Raw genomic sequence first — 14892 nt, 5'->3', positions numbered from 1 at the left:
CAACACTTTTATTCCAAGGAGACATCCATGAAGCTTTCAAAACTCGTCGTTGCTGCGGCCGTGGTCGCGGCCGGGGCAGCGTCGCTGTCCACCAGCGCCTTTGCGCAGGCCAAGGAGCAGTTCTTCCCGCTGCTGTCTTACCGCACCGGCCCCTACGCGCCCAACGGAACGCCCTGGGCCAACGGCAAGCAGGACTACATCAAGATGGTCAATGCGCGCGACGGCGGCATCAACGGCGTCAAGCTGACGTTCGAGGAATGCGAAACCGGCTACGCCACCGACCGGGGCGTGGAATGCTACGAGCGCCTGAAGAACAAGCCCGGCGTGGCGCTGATCGACCCGCAGGCCACCGGCATCACCTTTGCGCTGACCGAAAAAGTCCCCAACGACAAAATCCCGCTGATCACGCTGGGCTACGGGTTGTCGGTCGCGCAGGACGGCCAGGCGTTCAAGTGGAACTTTCCGCTGATGGGCAGCTACTGGACCGCCGCCGACATCCTGATCCAGCACATCGGCAAGAGCGCCGGCGGCCTGGACAAGCTCAAGGGCAAGAAAATCGCGCTGGTCTACCACGACAGCCCGTTCGGCAAGGAGCCGATTCCGCTGCTGCAGGAACGCGCCAAGATGCACGGCTTCGAGCTGCAGTTGCTGCCGGTCACCGCGCCCGGCGTCGAACAAAAAGCCGCCTGGCTGCAGGTGCGCCAAGCCAAGCCCGACTATGTGCTGCTGTGGGGCTGGGGCGTGATGAACTCGACCGCTCTGAAGGAAGCGCAGGCCACTGGATTCCCGCGCGAGAAGCTCTACGGCGTGTGGTGGGCCGGTGCCGAGCCTGACGTGCGCGACGTCGGCGAAGGCGCCAAGGGCTACCAGGCGCTGGCGCTCAACGGCTCGGGCCAGGAATCGAAAGTCATGCAGGACATCCTCAAGCTGGTCCATGACAAGGGCCAGGGCAGCGGTCCAAAGGACGAAGTAGGCTCGGTGCTGTACACGCGCGGCGCCATCATCCAGATGCTGAGCATCGAGGCCGTGCGCCGGGCGCAGGAGCGCTTTGGCAAGGGCAAGGTCATGACCGGCGAGCAGGTGCGCTGGGGCCTGGAGAACCTGTCGCTGGACCAGAAAAGACTCGATGCGCTGGGCTTTGCCGGCGTGATGCGGCCGATTTCCACCAGCTGCGCCGACCACATGGGCTCGACCTGGGCGCGCGTGCAGACCTGGGACGGCAAGAAGTGGGCGATGAGCTCCGACTGGTACCAGTCGGACGACCAGATCATCAAGCCGCTGGTGAAGGCCGGTGCCGAGAAGTACCTGGCCGACAAGAAGCTGACGCGCCGCGACGCAGCCGACTGCCAGTCTTGAAGACTTGACCCCTGCGCGGCTTCTTCGGGAGCCGCCAGGCGAAAGGCCTGCACCGCAAGCCTTTCGCCTGGCACAGACAGACACATTGACAAGAGAAACCCCATGGAACCCCAAAAAATTGTCCTGAACGTCAACGGCATCGAGGTGATCTACAACCATGTGATCCTGGTGCTCAAGGGCGTCTCGCTGCAGGTACCCGAAGGCAAGATCGTCGCCATCCTGGGCGGCAACGGTGCGGGCAAGACCACGACGCTGCGCGCCATTTCCAACCTGCTGCAAGGCGAGCGCGGCGCCGTCACCAAGGGCTCGATCGAGCTGCGCGGCGAGCGCATCGAGAACCTGTCGCCGGCCGACCTGGTGCAGCGCGGCGTGGTGCAGGTCATGGAAGGCCGGCACTGCTTCGCCCACCTGACCATCGAGGAAAACCTGATGACCGGCGCCTACACGCGCAGCAACAAGGGCGAGATTGCCGCCAACCTGGACAAGGTCTACAACTACTTTCCGCGCCTGAAGACGCGCCGCACGTCGCAGGCCGCCTACACCTCGGGCGGCGAACAGCAGATGTGCGCGATTGGCCGCGCCATCATGACCAATCCGAGCATGGTGCTGCTCGACGAGCCGTCGATGGGCCTGGCGCCGCAGATCGTCGAGGAGGTGTTCAACATCGTCAAGGACCTGAACACCAAGGAAAAAGTCACCTTCCTGCTGGCCGAGCAGAACACCAACATGGCGCTGAAATACTCGGACTACGGCTACATCATGGAATCGGGCCGCGTGGTGATGGACGGCATCGCCAGCGACCTGGCCAACAACGAGGACGTGAAAGAGTTCTACCTCGGTGTCGGCGGCGGCGAACGCAAGAGCTTCAAGGACGTGAAAAGCTACAAGCGCCGCAAGCGCTGGCTGGCCTGATGTTGCCCCCACGGTCGCCCACTGCGTGTGGCTCCCTGCCCCCCGAGGGGGCCGCTGCGCCTGCGGTCTGGCTAAGCCAGTCCCGCGGCCCCGGCTGGCAGGGAACTGGCGCTCCCACGCTTTTCGCTGCACGTATTCCGCTGCTCCCCGAAAAGGCCACTGAGCCAATGGCTTCCCTCCTTACGCCCGCCTGCGTGCTTTAACTTTCAACCCAACACCCTTTCATGACATCACTCCACATGGATGCGCTGGAAATCCGCCCCCCAGCCGAACGCGAAGCGGCACTGCTCGCCGCCCTGCCCGCGCAGATCGCCCATGCGCGCACGGCCTCGCCGGCGTTTGCCGAGATCCTGGCTGGCATCGACCCTGGCACGATCTGCAGCCGCGCGGCCCTGGCCACGCTGCCCGTCACGCGCAAGTCCGAACTGCTTGAACGCCAGCAGGCAGGGCGCGCGCAAAACGTGTTCGGCGGCTTCAGCACGATCGGCTTTGGCGCCGCCATGCCGCGCGTATTTTCCAGCCCCGGCCCGATGTACGAGCCAGAAGGCACGCGGCGCGACTACTGGCGCATGGCGCGTGCGCTGTACGCAGCGGGTTTCCGGTCCGGCGAGCTGGTCCACAACAGCTTTAGCTATCACTTCGTGCCGGCCGGCTCGATGATGGAAAGCGGCGCGCACGCGCTGGGCTGCACCGTGTTTCCGGGCGGCACCGGCCAGACCGAGCAGCAGGTGCAAGCGATGGCCGAGCTCAAGCCCGCAGGCTACATCGGTACGCCAAGCTTTCTGAAAATCATCGTTGAAAAAGCCGCCGAGATGAAGGTTGCCCTGCCCAGCGTGACCAAGGCGATGGTGTCGGCCGAAGCCTTTCCGCCGTCCTTGCGCGACTGGCTGGCCGAGCGCGGCATTGCCGGCTACCAGTGCTACGCCACCGCCGACCTGGGCCTGATTGCCTATGAAACCGAGGCGCGAGAGGGGCTGGTGCTCGATGAAGGCGTAATCGTTGAAATCGTCCGTCCCGGCACCGGCGACCCGGTGGCCGAAGGGGAAGTGGGCGAGTTGGTCGTGACCACCCTGAACCCCGACTACCCGCTGATCCGTTTCGGCACCGGCGACCTGTCGGCGGTGCTGCCGGGCCACTGCCCGAGCGGGCGCACCAACACCCGCATCAAAGGCTGGATGGGCCGGGCCGACCAGACCACCAAGGTGCGCGGCATGTTCGTGCATCCGGCGCAGGTCGCCGAGATTGCCCGGCGCTTTCCCGAAGTCATCAAGGCCAGGCTGGTCGTCAACGGCGAGATGGCCAACGACAGCATGAGCCTGCGGGTCGAAACCCGGTCTTCGCCTGCCGGGCTGGACCAGCGCATCAGCGACGCGATCCGCGATGTCACCAAGCTGCGCGGCACCGTTGAACTGCTGGCTCCCGGCAGCCTGCCGAACGACGGCAAAGTCATCGAGGACGCGCGCAGCTACCAGTAGGCGATGAAGGGAATCCCCCTACGTAGTTCCCGCGATATACGCCAAAAAAATGATCTCTTAGACTAGGTTAGCCGATAGGTCAACCCGTTAATTTATTACAAAGGAGACGTTCATGAAACGCCTGTTAGTTCTTGCCGCCGCTGCGGCCACCCTCTTCTCGGCTTTCTCGGCCAGCGCCCAAACCTTTCCCGGCAGCAAGCCCATCAGCTTTGTCGTGCCTTTTGCCGCAGGCGGCCCGACCGACCGCGTGGCGCGCGACCTGGCCGAAGCCATGCGCAAGTCCATGGGCGGCAGTGCCAACTTCGTGGTTGAAAACGTGAATGGAGCCGGCGGCACGATTGGTGCCAACAAGGTGGCCAAGGCATCGCCCGACGGCCACACGCTGTTGCTGCACCACATCGGCATGGCGGCCGCCCCCGGCCTGTACCGCAAGCTGCAGTACAAGCCGCTGGAAGACTTTGAATTCCTCGGCATGATCAACGAAGTGCCGATGACGCTGATCGGCAAGCCCCAGCTGGAGGCCAACACCTACCGCGACCTGGAAAACTATATCCGCGTCAATGCCGGCAAGCTCAACATCGCGCATGCCGGGCTGGGATCAGCCTCGCACCTGTGCGGCCTGATGTGGCAGTCGGCCATCAATGCCAAGGAAGCCATGACGACCATTCCCTTCGGCGGCACTGCGCCGGCGATGAACGCGCTGGTCGGCGGGCAGGTGGACATGATGTGCGACCAGACCACCAACACGACCGGCCAGATCGAAGCCGGCCGCGTCAAGGCCTATGCGGTGACGACGTCCAAGCCGCTGAAAAACAACAAGGTACTCAAGGACTTGCCCACCCTGCAGGAAATGGGCCTCAAGGGCTTTGACCTGACGATCTGGCACGGCCTGTACGCCCCCAAGGGCACGCCGCCTGCCGTGCTGGCGCAAATCAATGACGCCCTGAAAAAAGCGCTGAAAGACCCTGACTTCATCAAGAAGCAGGAAGGCCTGGGCGCCGTGGTGGTGACCGACAAGCGCGTCGAGCCCGCCGCGCACAAGGCCTTCGTGACGGCCGAGATCAACAAGCTCAAGCCGGTGATCGAAGCCGGCGGCAAGTTCGCCGACTGATACGCGCTGCGCGTTCCGTCAAGCCGCCCGGTGAATGCCTGGCGGCTTTTTTCATGCCCGGATTAACCCTGTTGAAAGAGCGACTGCGGGCGGCTAAGGTTGACGCACAACACCAACGGAGATCCTGTCAATGCATTTTTTCAAGCCAAATCGACGCTCTGCGCTTATATACAGTGCGCTAGCAGCTATTACTTTCGTAGCAAATCCGGTCATGGCCCAAAGCACCTGGCCGACGCGCCCGGTCAAGATCGTCGTGCCCTTCGCGCCCGGCGGCACCACCGACATCCTGGCCCGCGCCATGGCACCCGAGTTGCAAAAGGCCTTTGGCCAGCCCTTCGTGGTGGAAAACCGCGCCGGTGCGGGCGGCAACATCGGCGCCGACGTGGTGGCCAAGTCGGCGCCCGACGGCTACACGCTGCTGATGGGAACCGTCGGCACGCACGGCATCAACAAGGCGCTGTACAGCCGGATGGCGTTTGATCCGCAAAAGGATTTCGCGCCGATCACGCTGGTGGCCGGCGTGCCCAATGTCATGGTCGTCAACGCCGAAAAAGCCAGGGCCGCCGGCATCAACAACGTGGCCGACTTCATCCGCGTGGCCAAGGCCAGCCCCGGCAAGTTCAACATGGCCTCCAGCGGCAACGGCACCTCGATCCACATGGCCGGCGAGCTGTTCAAGACCATGAGCGGCACCTACATGATCCACTTCCCCTACGGCGGCTCGGGCCCGGCGCTGATGTCGCTGGCGGGCGGCGACATGGACGTGATGTTCGACAACCTGCCGTCGTCGATGCAGCTGATCAAGTCGGGCAAGCTCAAGGCGCTGGCCGTGACCAGCGCGCAGCGCTCGGCCGCGCTGCCCGACGTGCCGACGGTCGAGGAAGCCGGCGGCCCGGCGCTCAAGGGTTTTGAAGCCAGTTCCTGGTTCGGCCTGCTGGCGCCCGCCGGCACGCCGCCGGACATCGTCAGCCGCATCCAGCAGGAAGCGGCCAAGTCACTGGGCACGCCGGCCATCAAGGAAAAGCTGCTCGCGCAGGGCGCCATTCCCGGCGGCAACACGCCCGAGCAGTTCGCAGCCTTCATCAATGCAGAACACAAGAAATGGGCGCAGGTGGTGAAGACCTCAGGGGCCAAGGTCGATTGACGCGGCGCTTGCCGCCAGACGTACAAAAGCCCCGTTGCCGGGGCTTTTTCAGTTCAGCGCCGTGGCGTCGTGGGCAGGCTTAAACGCCCCAGACCACTTCCTGGCCCACCTGGATGTTCCAGCGCAGCATGTCGATGAAGGGCTTGGCGCGCTGGTGCAGGCCGACGCCTTCGGGCAGGCCTTCGCCGTCCTTGTCATCGCCCGACTCTTCGAGCCTGATCGCGGCCTCCAGCGCCTCGATGGCGGACGGCATCTGCTCGGGCAGGATGATGCCGCGCGGGCCGGGCGTCTTGCCGATGATTTCCAGCATCTGCCGGCCATTGGGCTCCAGCATGATCACATCACCCATATTTTTTGACTTGAATCGGTACAGCATTGAATGCGCCTCCTTGGGTTGAAACAGCGGATTCATTATCCGCAGCTTTGCATGGCATGTATGTAGGTTGAACTCATTTCTTGCGGGACGGGTCCGAGCCCCGGAACATCTGGCCGCAGAGGAGTCTGCGTCAAGCAAAATAGCGCCCATGTTCAATATTGCCACCGTTCAAAAACCCGCCGACCAGGCCCTTCGCCAGGACGGGCTGAGCCTGCTGATGCCGGCTGATCTCACCGCCAGCCTGAAGCTTGATGCGCCGCCCTGGCAGCAAGGCTGGAATGCGCTGACCGATTCCTGGGACCGGCTGCCGCCCGACGCGCACCTGTTGGATGGAGGCCACTACCGGCGCCGGCGCCATGCCTGCTTCATCCAGGAGCTGGCCGGCGGCACGCTTGAGCAGACGCCGCACCGGGCGCACTGGCAACCGCTGGACTACAACGCGCTGCATGGCGGCTTCGAGCGCTGGTTCGACCCGGTCGAGCCGGCCGTGGCCGAGGCGCCGGCGTGGCGCGAACTGCTAGCCAGCCTGGGCCGGCTGTTCGCGCAGGTCAAGGCGGTGCCGCGCTGGTACATCGAAGCGCATCAGTTCCGCATCGACACCACTGAAGGCGTGGGCCGGCCGACGCCCGAGGGCGCGCACCGCGACGGCGTGGATTTCGTCGTCGTGCTGCTGGTGGCGCGGCGCGGCGTCAAGGGCGGCGAAACCCGCGTCTTCGATGCCCACGGGCCGCACGGCATGCGTTTTTTGATGCAGGAGCCGCTGACGGCGCTGCTCATGGACGACGAGCGGGTGATCCACGAAACCACGCCGATATTCCCGGCCGACGGCCAGGACCGCCAGCGCGGCGTGCGCGACACGCTGGTGCTGACCTACCGGGCCGGCGGCTTCCAGTCGCCTTGAAATGCCGAACGAAGCAGGCGAAATTCGTCGCTTTTCGCTTGACGAAATTAGTTTACACATAAACAATTAAGACAAGATCAATCCAGATGCCCTCGCCCGAGCCGGGGGCCGCAACACCGCAGACGACGCAGTGGACACCGCACGGCTGTTCAAGGCCGCCGGCTGTGATCGACGTGATTGACATGTCGCCGGGCCAGACCACGCGCGCTGCCCGGCCGCAAGGCCGGCAGGTGGACCGGCCCCAGCCCTAGCTCAGTGGCCGGGACCAGTTCCACCGCGAGATTTTCAAGCATAAAAATGCGCTTACGCTCGCTGGGCAAGCGTCAGCAGCTATTAAATATATAGCAAATTGAAGTCGATACGCCAAGGAGTCACGATGGACATGGAAGCAAGAGGCCGCAGCGAGCATCCCGAGGCCCTGCGACTGTGGCTGCGCATGCTGACGCTGACGCAGCTGATCGAAAAGCAGGTGCGCACCCAGTTGCGCGAGCAGTTCGGCACCACGCTGCCGCGCTTCGACCTGATGGCGCAACTCGAACGCAAGCCCGACGGCCTGAAGATGAACGAGCTGTCGCGCCGCATGATGGTGACCGGCGGCAATGTCACCGGCATCACCGACCAGCTGGCGGGCGAGGGGCTGGTCGAGCGGGTCGAAGTAGAAGGCGACCGCCGCGCCTACCGGGTGCGCCTGACGCCGGCCGGCCGCGCCTTGTTCGGCGAGATGGCGCGCCAGCATGAAATCTGCATCGTTGCCGCCTTCGACAGCCTGTCGCCCGCCCAAGCGCAAACCCTGCACCAGCTCCTTGGCAAGGTCAAGCAGCACTACCACCGAGACACCCTGCCCGAAAGCGAATGAGCCACTACATTGGCACGGCCAGCCGCCAGAACTGAAGCGCCACTTTCCAGGCGAATCGATTCAGTTCATTTTTACGTGATCGCAACAAATTGTTGCTGAAGCTTCACGCTGCGTTAACACAATAATGAACGGAAACCCCATGTTTCGGAGGCGATGAGAAAGCGCCACCGGCTACCGGCTGGACAACGCTTTCCCCCGGCAGCGGCTGTACAAGACGTTTTTTGCGCCCTTGTGACAGGCCAGACACCCAGCGATATAGCTACCATGCGCCGTTGTTACTCACTATTTCTATCGAAACTGCGTGTTACTTCATTCGGGTTGACCCTCAACAGCTCGACAGACAAAATCCGTTCACTTTTCGTTCACCGGCTCATTTGCCACTTTCGAATGGATTGCAGCCTGTGCAGGCATCGCTTGATGACGCGTACCCCGCCCTGGCTTCGCCGCCCGGCGCCAGGCTGAATTTTCAGCGCTGGCTGGACGCCGGGCTCCTATTTAATCCGCAGTTATTCGGTTCATTCATTGGATCAAATGATCCTTCCACGCCCAAAATTCAACATGATGCATTCACGCCCTCAATTCAATTCGATCACCAAAGCCTTGACTGGCGCCCTTGTACTTTGCCTGGGCCAGGCAGCCAGCGCGGCAGAGGTAGCCCCCTATTTTCATTCATGGGGCGGCTCGTTGGTTGATGCGAAGCAATCCGTCGGCATGAACAGTGCGATGCTTGCCTTTGCCACCACCAATGGCAGCTGCGCGCTGGTTCCCGATCTGACGAACAAGCTCCCGGATGCGCGCAATTACGTCGCTGCGGGCGGACGGCTTCTTATTTCGTTCGGCGGCGCGCATGGCGTGTATGCCGAAATTGCCTGCAACGACGACCAGCTGTTCAACCTGATGGAAAAGCTGATGAGCGACGCGAACACCCGCCGCTTCGATTTCGACATTGAAGGCCACCAGTTGAAGGACGTGGGCGGCACGGCCCGCAGGGCGCGTGTTCTGGCGCGTCTCCAGGCAAAGTATCCCGACCTGTATGTCTCCTTTTCATTGCCAGGCTGGCTGATGGGCCTTGACCCCAATTCCATGAATCTGCTGAACACGACCGTGGCGGCAGGCGTGCGAATCGACATGGTCAATGTGATGACGCAGAGCTTCGGCGTCGAGAACCTGCGGACCATGGTGTCGCCTTCCACAGTGGGCGAGGCGTCGGTCATGACGGTTCGCGCTGCGGCCAATCAGTTGACATCGGTCTTTCGTGGCAAGACCCAGGGACAGATGTACGCCATGATGGGCATCACGCCCATGGTTGGCAAGAACGACGATGGCTCGACCTTCACCCTGGACGATGCGCAAACGGTTGCCAACTTTGCCAGGCAAAACGGGCTGGGCCTTATTTCCTACTGGTCATTCCAGCGAGACCGCGCGCAATCCTACAGTGGCTCGACCAACCTCGGTTCGTACAGCGGCGTGGCACAAGGCGACTTCCAGTTCTACAACATCTTCAAAAATTCCGGCGGCGGCGCTGTGACCGCAGCCGCAGCCGCAGCCCCGGCGCAGGCACCAGCCGCGGCCGGAACCTGCAGCGCATCGAACTGGAGCCAGGGCAGGCAGTACGCGGCTGGCAGCGTCGTGTCCTATCCGGACAGCAAGATGTACATCGCCAAAGTCGCCAACCCTGGCTATAACCCGACCATCAGCACGTACTACTGGTCGCAGTACGTCTGCTGAGGGTTCCTTGAACCCGTGGGCCAAGAACTGGATTTGCCTTGGTCACGGGTTTAAAAATTTGCAAAGCTCAGGGTCCGGTGAAGCAACTTGGGCAAATGTGCATGCTTGAAGCCGCGCGCATGGCGGCATTTTCAATTCGCCAGGCCGCAAAGGCATTCATCGTCTGGCTACTCCTGGTGATGCGCGCTTTCCTCGAACACGTAAGTCGTGAACTCGTCAAGTTCGGTTGACTTGTCAAAAAACGCATCGGCGCCCGCCGACATGCAAAGTTCGCGCATTTGCGGGGTCGGATAATTCGTCAGGACGACGATTTTCTGCGAAAGCGTCCGGTTGAGGTGCTTGATCACCTGCAGGCCATTGCCCTGCGCAAGCCACAGGTCCACCACCGCCACGTCCCACGAACACCTGTGCGCGTTCAGCCAGCGGCATGCTTCGCATTCGGTTCCCGACGAGCCGATCACCTTGGTATCGGTCAACTCCTCCAGGGCTTCGGCCAGCCACTCCAGAATGATCGGATTGTCTTCAACAAGGTAGATTCGCAACTGCATGAACAAGGGTAACCAGCGCGCGGCTGGCAAAGGTAGGACACCGGCCTTCCTGCGCCTAAGGCTGATACGCCCGTTGCGCCTTTTTCCGTCCGCAGGCGGCACATTCGCTGCGCACCCGGCAACGCCCGCCGGCCCGATATGTACGTCAACGCACATACTTTTTCATGTCACCGTGTTAAGTTGGGCGGCAAAACCTCGACGCGACCTGCCTGGTCGAACTCGTTTCGACCAGCAAACACATTTTTAGCATCAAATATGCCTCTGTCGCTGGCACAGCTTGCGCTAGTAGCTATAAATTCAGTAGCGAAAAGAAGTGGGCGCCGTAACGCAAGGCAGGGTTGACTCCGATCTGGCCGTCACGAGATTGATGCAGCGCGCATGCTGGGTCATCAAAGAAGCGGTGGAGCCAGTCCATCAGGAGCAAACGGCTTGAAACGCCAGGAAAACTGACCCCTATGATGAACGATTTTTTAGCCAATAACCGCGACAACCTGATTGCCAGGTGCGTCGAAAAGGTCGCCAAAAGACCGAAACGGGCCGCCACCGCCGGGCAGTTGAAAAACGGCATCCCGATGTTCATCGACCAGCTGACCAGAACCCTGCAGGCCGAGCAAAGCAATCAAGACGCGACCAGCCTTCGGATTTCCGGGCCGTCGGGCGGCGATGTATCCAAACTGTCTGAAATGGGGCTTGCAGCGGCCGCGCATGGCAAGGCCTTGCTGCACCTGGGCTACAGCGTGGACCAGGTCGTGCATGACTATGGCGACCTCTGCCAGGCCATCACCGACCTGGCCTTCGAGCGGGACGCGCCTTTCAGCATCGACGAATACCGAACCTTGAACCGCTGCCTGGACAATGCCATTGCTGACGCCGTGAGCGAATTCAGCGCCCAGCGCGACGCGGCCATCACGGTGCAGCAAAGCGTGCATGAGAACGAGCAGCTCGGCTTTTTGATGCACGAGCTGCGCAATGCGCTTGGAACGGCAAGCCTTGCGGTCAGCGCCATGGAAAAGGCCAACCTGACCCTGGCAGGCGCCACCGGTGCGGTGTTAAAGCGCAGTCATGCGTCCATGGCCAGGCTCATCAGCAACGCCCTGGCCGAGGTGGCCGTCAAAGGCGGAGCACGCGGTCAAACGCAGCCCATCTCGCTGGCGTCTTTCATTGCCGACGCCAAAAGCGGCGCCGACCTGGATGCGACCACCCGAGGCAGCCGTTTCACCGTGGCCGACGTGGACCCGCGCCTGGGCATCAGTGTCGACCGCGACCTGATGCTGGGCGCGCTGATGAACCTGCTGCACAACGCCTTCAAGTTCACGCACCGGCATACCGAAGTCACGCTGGCGGCGTACGCCGTGGGCGAGCGCATCCTGATCGACGTGAAGGACCACTGCGGCGGCCTGCCCCCCGGAAACGCCGAAAAGATGTTCACGCCGTTCAGCCAGCGCAGCGGTGACCGGACGGGCATGGGCCTGGGCCTGTCGATTGCCCGAAAAAGCGTCGAGGCCGACAGCGGCCTCCTGAGCGTTCGGGATAGGCCGGGCGAGGGATGCATTTTCACCATCGACCTGCCGCGCCATGCGCTGGGGTAAACAGCATCGGGCGGCGCGGTGCGCGCGTCGATTAGTGCTTATCTCGGGGTTCAGCCGACGCAAGGCTGGCAAGGGCTTCATTGACAGGATAGTGTTTGGGCATGGTGTGCTCGCGGTGTGAATTGGTTTTGACAAAGCAAAGCCCTATGACGATTTCCGTCATGGGGCGCGTAAAGTGAAATGCTGATGCTTGGCAGTTATTGCCCAGACTTGGCCGAACAAGTCGAGCCAAGCGGGGCGGTAACATGCGGGCGCGTCCTACAGACGCCGATCAGTGGCCGCGTGAAGCTACCTGATGAGCTTATTTCGAACTTAATGGATTCCACAATGACCCGCTTCCTGCACTCCACGACCCCACGCCGCCTTGTCGCGCTGGCCATAACCTCCCTTTTTTTTGCGGCAGCTCCTGGCTTTGCCAAGGACCACGGCGACGAGGGAAATGGCGAGGGAAAACACGCGCAGAAGGAATACCAAAAGGCCCAAAAACACGCTGAAAAAGAATATGCCAAGGATCGCAAGGACGATCACAAGCAGTATGAAAAGGCTCAGAAGCAGGCCGAAAAGCGTCAGCGTGAAGACATTAAGCAAGGCCGCTACTTCGATGACCGGCAACGTACCTCTGTGCGTCAGTACTACACCCAGACCTACGGCAATGGCAAAAACTGCCCACCGGGACTGGCCAAAAAGCACAATGGCTGCATGCCTCCGGGGCAAGCCCGAAACTGGCAAGTCGGCCAGCCTGTGCCCAGGGGCGTGATGGTTTACACCGTGCCCCAGCCCGTGATTCGCCTGCTGCCGCCTGCCCCATACGGCTATCGTTACGCCCGAATCGGCGGCGACATTGTCTTGGTGCAGCAACAAAACAACCTGATCGTGGACATCATCATCGGCCTGCTCGGCTGATCTGATTCGAGCAGCCGACGCAGCGGCTGTCACGGGCGAAGCGGCAGTGACACCTGTGGCGCACGCGAAGCGCGGCCTACCCGATTGCCGTCAGCGGCTGGGTATTGGGACACGGTACGTTGGTGGATAGGCGGTCATCATCCTGAACACTTGGTGGTTAATACCGGCACCATGAACACGCCTTATCCGTGTCAGTGTGCCAGCCGTGTCAGTGAAAATATCGATCGCAGGTCAGGGTCTTTAAGCCCGCACCACTGGCATATCTGCCCAGCACGTCGTATACCCCGGCGTGCGCCTTTCCTGCTTCATTGCCCAGGCCCGCCGGTCTCCTGCCAGCCCGGCGCTGGCCATCTGCACGGTGCCCCGGCCGTAGCGTTGGTTGAGATTGTCCATGGCTGCCATCAGGCCGCTTCTGTCGGACGCTTCATCCGCCTGCAGGTCCAGCTCGGCCTGCAGGACCGTATTGGGCTGGAGTTCGAGCAGCATCACGCCCGCCTTGGCCAGCTGATAGCCCGGCCGGTAAATGGCACGAAGCCCCCTGAGCGCTGCCGCGACGATCACACCCGTATCGGCGCTGGGCCGGCGCAGCGGCAGGCTGATCGAGCGGCTGTACTGCGCTTCTGGCCGAAAAGGACTGGTACGAATGAAGACCAGCACCTGACCGGCCAGGCTGCCTTGACCGCGCAGCTTGTGCGCGGCCCGGCTGGCGAACTCCGTCACGGCTTCGCTCAGGTCCGCCAGACTGGTGACGGGATGCCCGAAGGAACGCGTACAGGCAATTTCCTGCTTGCGCGCAGGGGCCAGTTCCAGCGCAATGCACGGCATCCCCTGCAACTCGCGCACGGTGCGCTCCAGCACCACCGACCAGCGCCTGCGCACCATGCCGGGCTCCAGCCGGGCCAGGTCCAGCACGGTATGGACACCGCTTTCCCCGAGCTGCGCCGTCAGGCGCCGCCCGACGCCCCAGACTTCATTCACGGCCGTCGCTGCCAAGACCTCTTCCAGCACTGCCGGGGCCAATGACGCCAGATTGCACACCTGTGCCAAGTGGGCCGGATAGCTGCCCGGCTTGCGCTCGGCTGTTTTCGCAATATGGTTGGCCAGCTTGGCCAATGTCTTGGTGCTGCCGATGCCCACGCAGCACGGAATGCCGATCCAGTCGAGGATGCGGGTGCGCACCTTGAAGCCACGCTCCAGCAGGCAGCCGCGCACGCCGGTCAGGTCAATGAAGGATTCGTCGATCGAGTAGATTTCCTGCGCCGGCCCGAGACCAGCGGCCAGGCTCATCATGCGGTCGCTCATGTCGCCATAGAGCGCAAAGTTGGCCGACAGCGCCACCAGCCCGCTAGATTCCGCCAGGTGGCGGATCTCGAACCATGGCGCGCCCATGGCAATTCCCAGGGCCTTGGCTTCGTTGGAGCGGGCAATCGCGCAGCCGTCGTTGTTCGAAAGTATGACGACCGGGTGGCCGACAAGGCTGGGCCGGAATACCCGCTCGCAACTCACGTAGAAGTTGTTGCCATCGACCAGGGCATACATGGCGGGCTACGTTTAGGCGGGGAACTGCTTGATGCAGGCGGTGACCACGCCCCAGACCTCCAGCAACTGGCCGTCATGGGGCACGATGTCGGGAAAGGTCGGGTTGGCCGCCTGCAGCTTGGTGCGTCCGTTCAACTGGTACAGGCGCTTGACGGTGAATTCTCCATCGACCACCGCCACGACGATGTGTTTATGCCGGGGGGTGACGGCGCGGTTGACCACCAGGATGTCGTTGTCAAAGATGCCCGCTTCCATCATCGAGTGGCCCTGCGCGCGCAACAGAAACGTTGCCTGTGGATGCGTGATCAGCACCTGTGTGAGATCAATGCGCTGGGCGCCCAGGTCTTCGGCAGGGGACGGAAAGCCGGCGCGGACCCGGCTGATGAGCAGTCTTGCCAACAGCGGCGCGTCGGAAATGAGCACCGGTTGGGCTGGCGAAAATATACTGGTCATC

Annotated in this window: 15 protein-coding genes; 11 read left to right on the top strand and 4 right to left on the bottom strand. The window is 62.4% G+C overall.

Features of this window, described 5'->3' with window-relative positions; all coding sequences use genetic code 11:
• Positions 1-27 precede the first annotated feature (27 nt).
• From EC86_RS0118830 to EC86_RS0118810, 5 genes are all read left to right on the top strand, one after another.
• Positions 28-1356 (top strand): ABC transporter substrate-binding protein, encoded by a 1329-nt coding sequence (locus EC86_RS0118830; RefSeq protein WP_029527405.1) that lies wholly within the window; start codon positions 28-30, stop codon positions 1354-1356.
• Positions 1357-1458: 102 nt separating this feature from the next.
• Complete coding sequence (locus EC86_RS0118825) at positions 1459-2268, top strand: ABC transporter ATP-binding protein (protein WP_029527404.1); 810 nt, start codon at positions 1459-1461, stop codon at positions 2266-2268.
• Positions 2269-2492: 224 nt separating this feature from the next.
• The gene (locus EC86_RS0118820; protein WP_029527403.1) at positions 2493-3743 is read left to right on the top strand and encodes a phenylacetate--CoA ligase family protein; all 1251 of its coding nucleotides are present in this window, start codon (positions 2493-2495) and stop codon (positions 3741-3743) included.
• A 112-nt stretch (positions 3744-3855) separates the two neighbouring features.
• Complete coding sequence (locus EC86_RS0118815; RefSeq protein WP_029527401.1) at positions 3856-4854, top strand: tripartite tricarboxylate transporter substrate-binding protein; 999 nt, start codon at positions 3856-3858, stop codon at positions 4852-4854.
• 130 nt (positions 4855-4984) lie between these two features.
• Positions 4985-5998 carry a Bug family tripartite tricarboxylate transporter substrate binding protein gene (locus EC86_RS0118810; protein ID WP_029527400.1) on the top strand — a complete coding sequence of 338 codons (1014 nt, stop codon included), beginning with the start codon at positions 4985-4987 and terminating at the stop codon, positions 5996-5998.
• A gap of 79 nt (positions 5999-6077) precedes the next feature.
• Here the strand turns inward: EC86_RS0118810 and EC86_RS0118805 are convergent, their stop codons facing one another.
• Complete coding sequence (locus tag EC86_RS0118805) at positions 6078-6374, bottom strand: DUF1840 domain-containing protein (RefSeq protein WP_029527399.1); 297 nt, start codon at positions 6372-6374, stop codon at positions 6078-6080.
• Between the two features lie 148 nt (positions 6375-6522).
• Between EC86_RS0118805 and EC86_RS0118800 the strand changes: the two genes are divergently transcribed.
• From EC86_RS0118800 to EC86_RS0118785, 4 genes are all read left to right on the top strand, one after another.
• The gene (locus tag EC86_RS0118800) at positions 6523-7275 is read left to right on the top strand and encodes a 2OG-Fe dioxygenase family protein (protein WP_029527398.1); all 753 of its coding nucleotides are present in this window, start codon (positions 6523-6525) and stop codon (positions 7273-7275) included.
• Positions 7276-7361: 86 nt separating this feature from the next.
• Positions 7362-7526, top strand: coding sequence for a hypothetical protein (locus tag EC86_RS29555; protein WP_198026822.1), 165 nt, complete (start codon positions 7362-7364; stop codon positions 7524-7526).
• Between the two features lie 125 nt (positions 7527-7651).
• Complete coding sequence (locus EC86_RS0118790; RefSeq protein ID WP_029527396.1) at positions 7652-8131, top strand: MarR family winged helix-turn-helix transcriptional regulator; 480 nt, start codon at positions 7652-7654, stop codon at positions 8129-8131.
• A 711-nt stretch (positions 8132-8842) separates the two neighbouring features.
• Positions 8843-9859 carry a hypothetical protein gene (locus tag EC86_RS0118785; protein ID WP_156955364.1) on the top strand — a complete coding sequence of 339 codons (1017 nt, stop codon included), beginning with the start codon at positions 8843-8845 and terminating at the stop codon, positions 9857-9859.
• A 167-nt stretch (positions 9860-10026) separates the two neighbouring features.
• Here EC86_RS0118785 and EC86_RS0118780 read toward each other — a convergent pair whose 3' ends face one another.
• Positions 10027-10407, bottom strand: a complete 381-nt coding sequence (locus EC86_RS0118780) for a response regulator (RefSeq protein ID WP_036773534.1) — start codon at positions 10405-10407, stop codon at positions 10027-10029.
• 458 nt (positions 10408-10865) lie between these two features.
• On the opposite strand from EC86_RS0118780, the gene EC86_RS0118775 reads away from it, so the two are divergent.
• Positions 10866-11996 carry a sensor histidine kinase gene (locus EC86_RS0118775; RefSeq protein WP_036773532.1) on the top strand — a complete coding sequence of 377 codons (1131 nt, stop codon included), beginning with the start codon at positions 10866-10868 and terminating at the stop codon, positions 11994-11996.
• 327 nt (positions 11997-12323) lie between these two features.
• A complete protein-coding gene (locus EC86_RS27170) occupies positions 12324-12899 on the top strand; it encodes an RcnB family protein (protein WP_051676065.1) in 576 nt (191 codons plus the stop codon).
• A gap of 240 nt (positions 12900-13139) precedes the next feature.
• Here the strand turns inward: EC86_RS27170 and EC86_RS0118765 are convergent, their stop codons facing one another.
• Both EC86_RS0118765 and EC86_RS0118760 read right to left on the bottom strand, forming a co-directional pair.
• Complete coding sequence (locus tag EC86_RS0118765; RefSeq protein ID WP_029527389.1) at positions 13140-14438, bottom strand: Y-family DNA polymerase; 1299 nt, start codon at positions 14436-14438, stop codon at positions 13140-13142.
• Between the two features lie 12 nt (positions 14439-14450).
• A complete protein-coding gene (locus tag EC86_RS0118760) occupies positions 14451-14891 on the bottom strand; it encodes a LexA family protein (RefSeq protein WP_029527387.1) in 441 nt (146 codons plus the stop codon).
• Position 14892 lies beyond the last annotated feature (1 nt).

Origin of the sequence: Polaromonas glacialis, from assembly GCF_000709345.1 — a bacterium.
Taxonomy (GTDB): Bacteria; Pseudomonadota; Gammaproteobacteria; order Burkholderiales; family Burkholderiaceae_C; genus Polaromonas; species Polaromonas glacialis.
The sequence above is the reverse complement of the archived record's forward strand: the minus strand, read 5'-3'. Positions and strand labels throughout refer to the sequence as shown.

Coding starts and splice junctions, on each gene's coding strand:
- EC86_RS0118825 (WP_029527404.1), top strand. CDS start 1,459: ATGGAACCCCAAAAAATTGTCCTGAACGTCAACGGCATCGAGGTGATC.
- EC86_RS0118830 (WP_029527405.1), top strand. CDS start 28: ATGAAGCTTTCAAAACTCGTCGTTGCTGCGGCCGTGGTCGCGGCCGGG.
- EC86_RS0118800 (WP_029527398.1), top strand. CDS start 6,523: ATGTTCAATATTGCCACCGTTCAAAAACCCGCCGACCAGGCCCTTCGC.
- EC86_RS27170 (WP_051676065.1), top strand. CDS start 12,324: ATGACCCGCTTCCTGCACTCCACGACCCCACGCCGCCTTGTCGCGCTG.
- EC86_RS0118805 (WP_029527399.1), bottom strand. CDS start 6,374: ATGCTGTACCGATTCAAGTCAAAAAATATGGGTGATGTGATCATGCTG.
- EC86_RS0118775 (WP_036773532.1), top strand. CDS start 10,866: ATGAACGATTTTTTAGCCAATAACCGCGACAACCTGATTGCCAGGTGC.
- EC86_RS0118810 (WP_029527400.1), top strand. CDS start 4,985: ATGCATTTTTTCAAGCCAAATCGACGCTCTGCGCTTATATACAGTGCG.
- EC86_RS0118760 (WP_029527387.1), bottom strand. CDS start 14,891: ATGACCAGTATATTTTCGCCAGCCCAACCGGTGCTCATTTCCGACGCG.
- EC86_RS0118780 (WP_036773534.1), bottom strand. CDS start 10,407: ATGCAGTTGCGAATCTACCTTGTTGAAGACAATCCGATCATTCTGGAG.
- EC86_RS0118790 (WP_029527396.1), top strand. CDS start 7,652: ATGGACATGGAAGCAAGAGGCCGCAGCGAGCATCCCGAGGCCCTGCGA.
- EC86_RS29555 (WP_198026822.1), top strand. CDS start 7,362: ATGCCCTCGCCCGAGCCGGGGGCCGCAACACCGCAGACGACGCAGTGG.
- EC86_RS0118765 (WP_029527389.1), bottom strand. CDS start 14,438: ATGTATGCCCTGGTCGATGGCAACAACTTCTACGTGAGTTGCGAGCGG.
- EC86_RS0118785 (WP_156955364.1), top strand. CDS start 8,843: ATGAACAGTGCGATGCTTGCCTTTGCCACCACCAATGGCAGCTGCGCG.
- EC86_RS0118815 (WP_029527401.1), top strand. CDS start 3,856: ATGAAACGCCTGTTAGTTCTTGCCGCCGCTGCGGCCACCCTCTTCTCG.
- EC86_RS0118820 (WP_029527403.1), top strand. CDS start 2,493: ATGACATCACTCCACATGGATGCGCTGGAAATCCGCCCCCCAGCCGAA.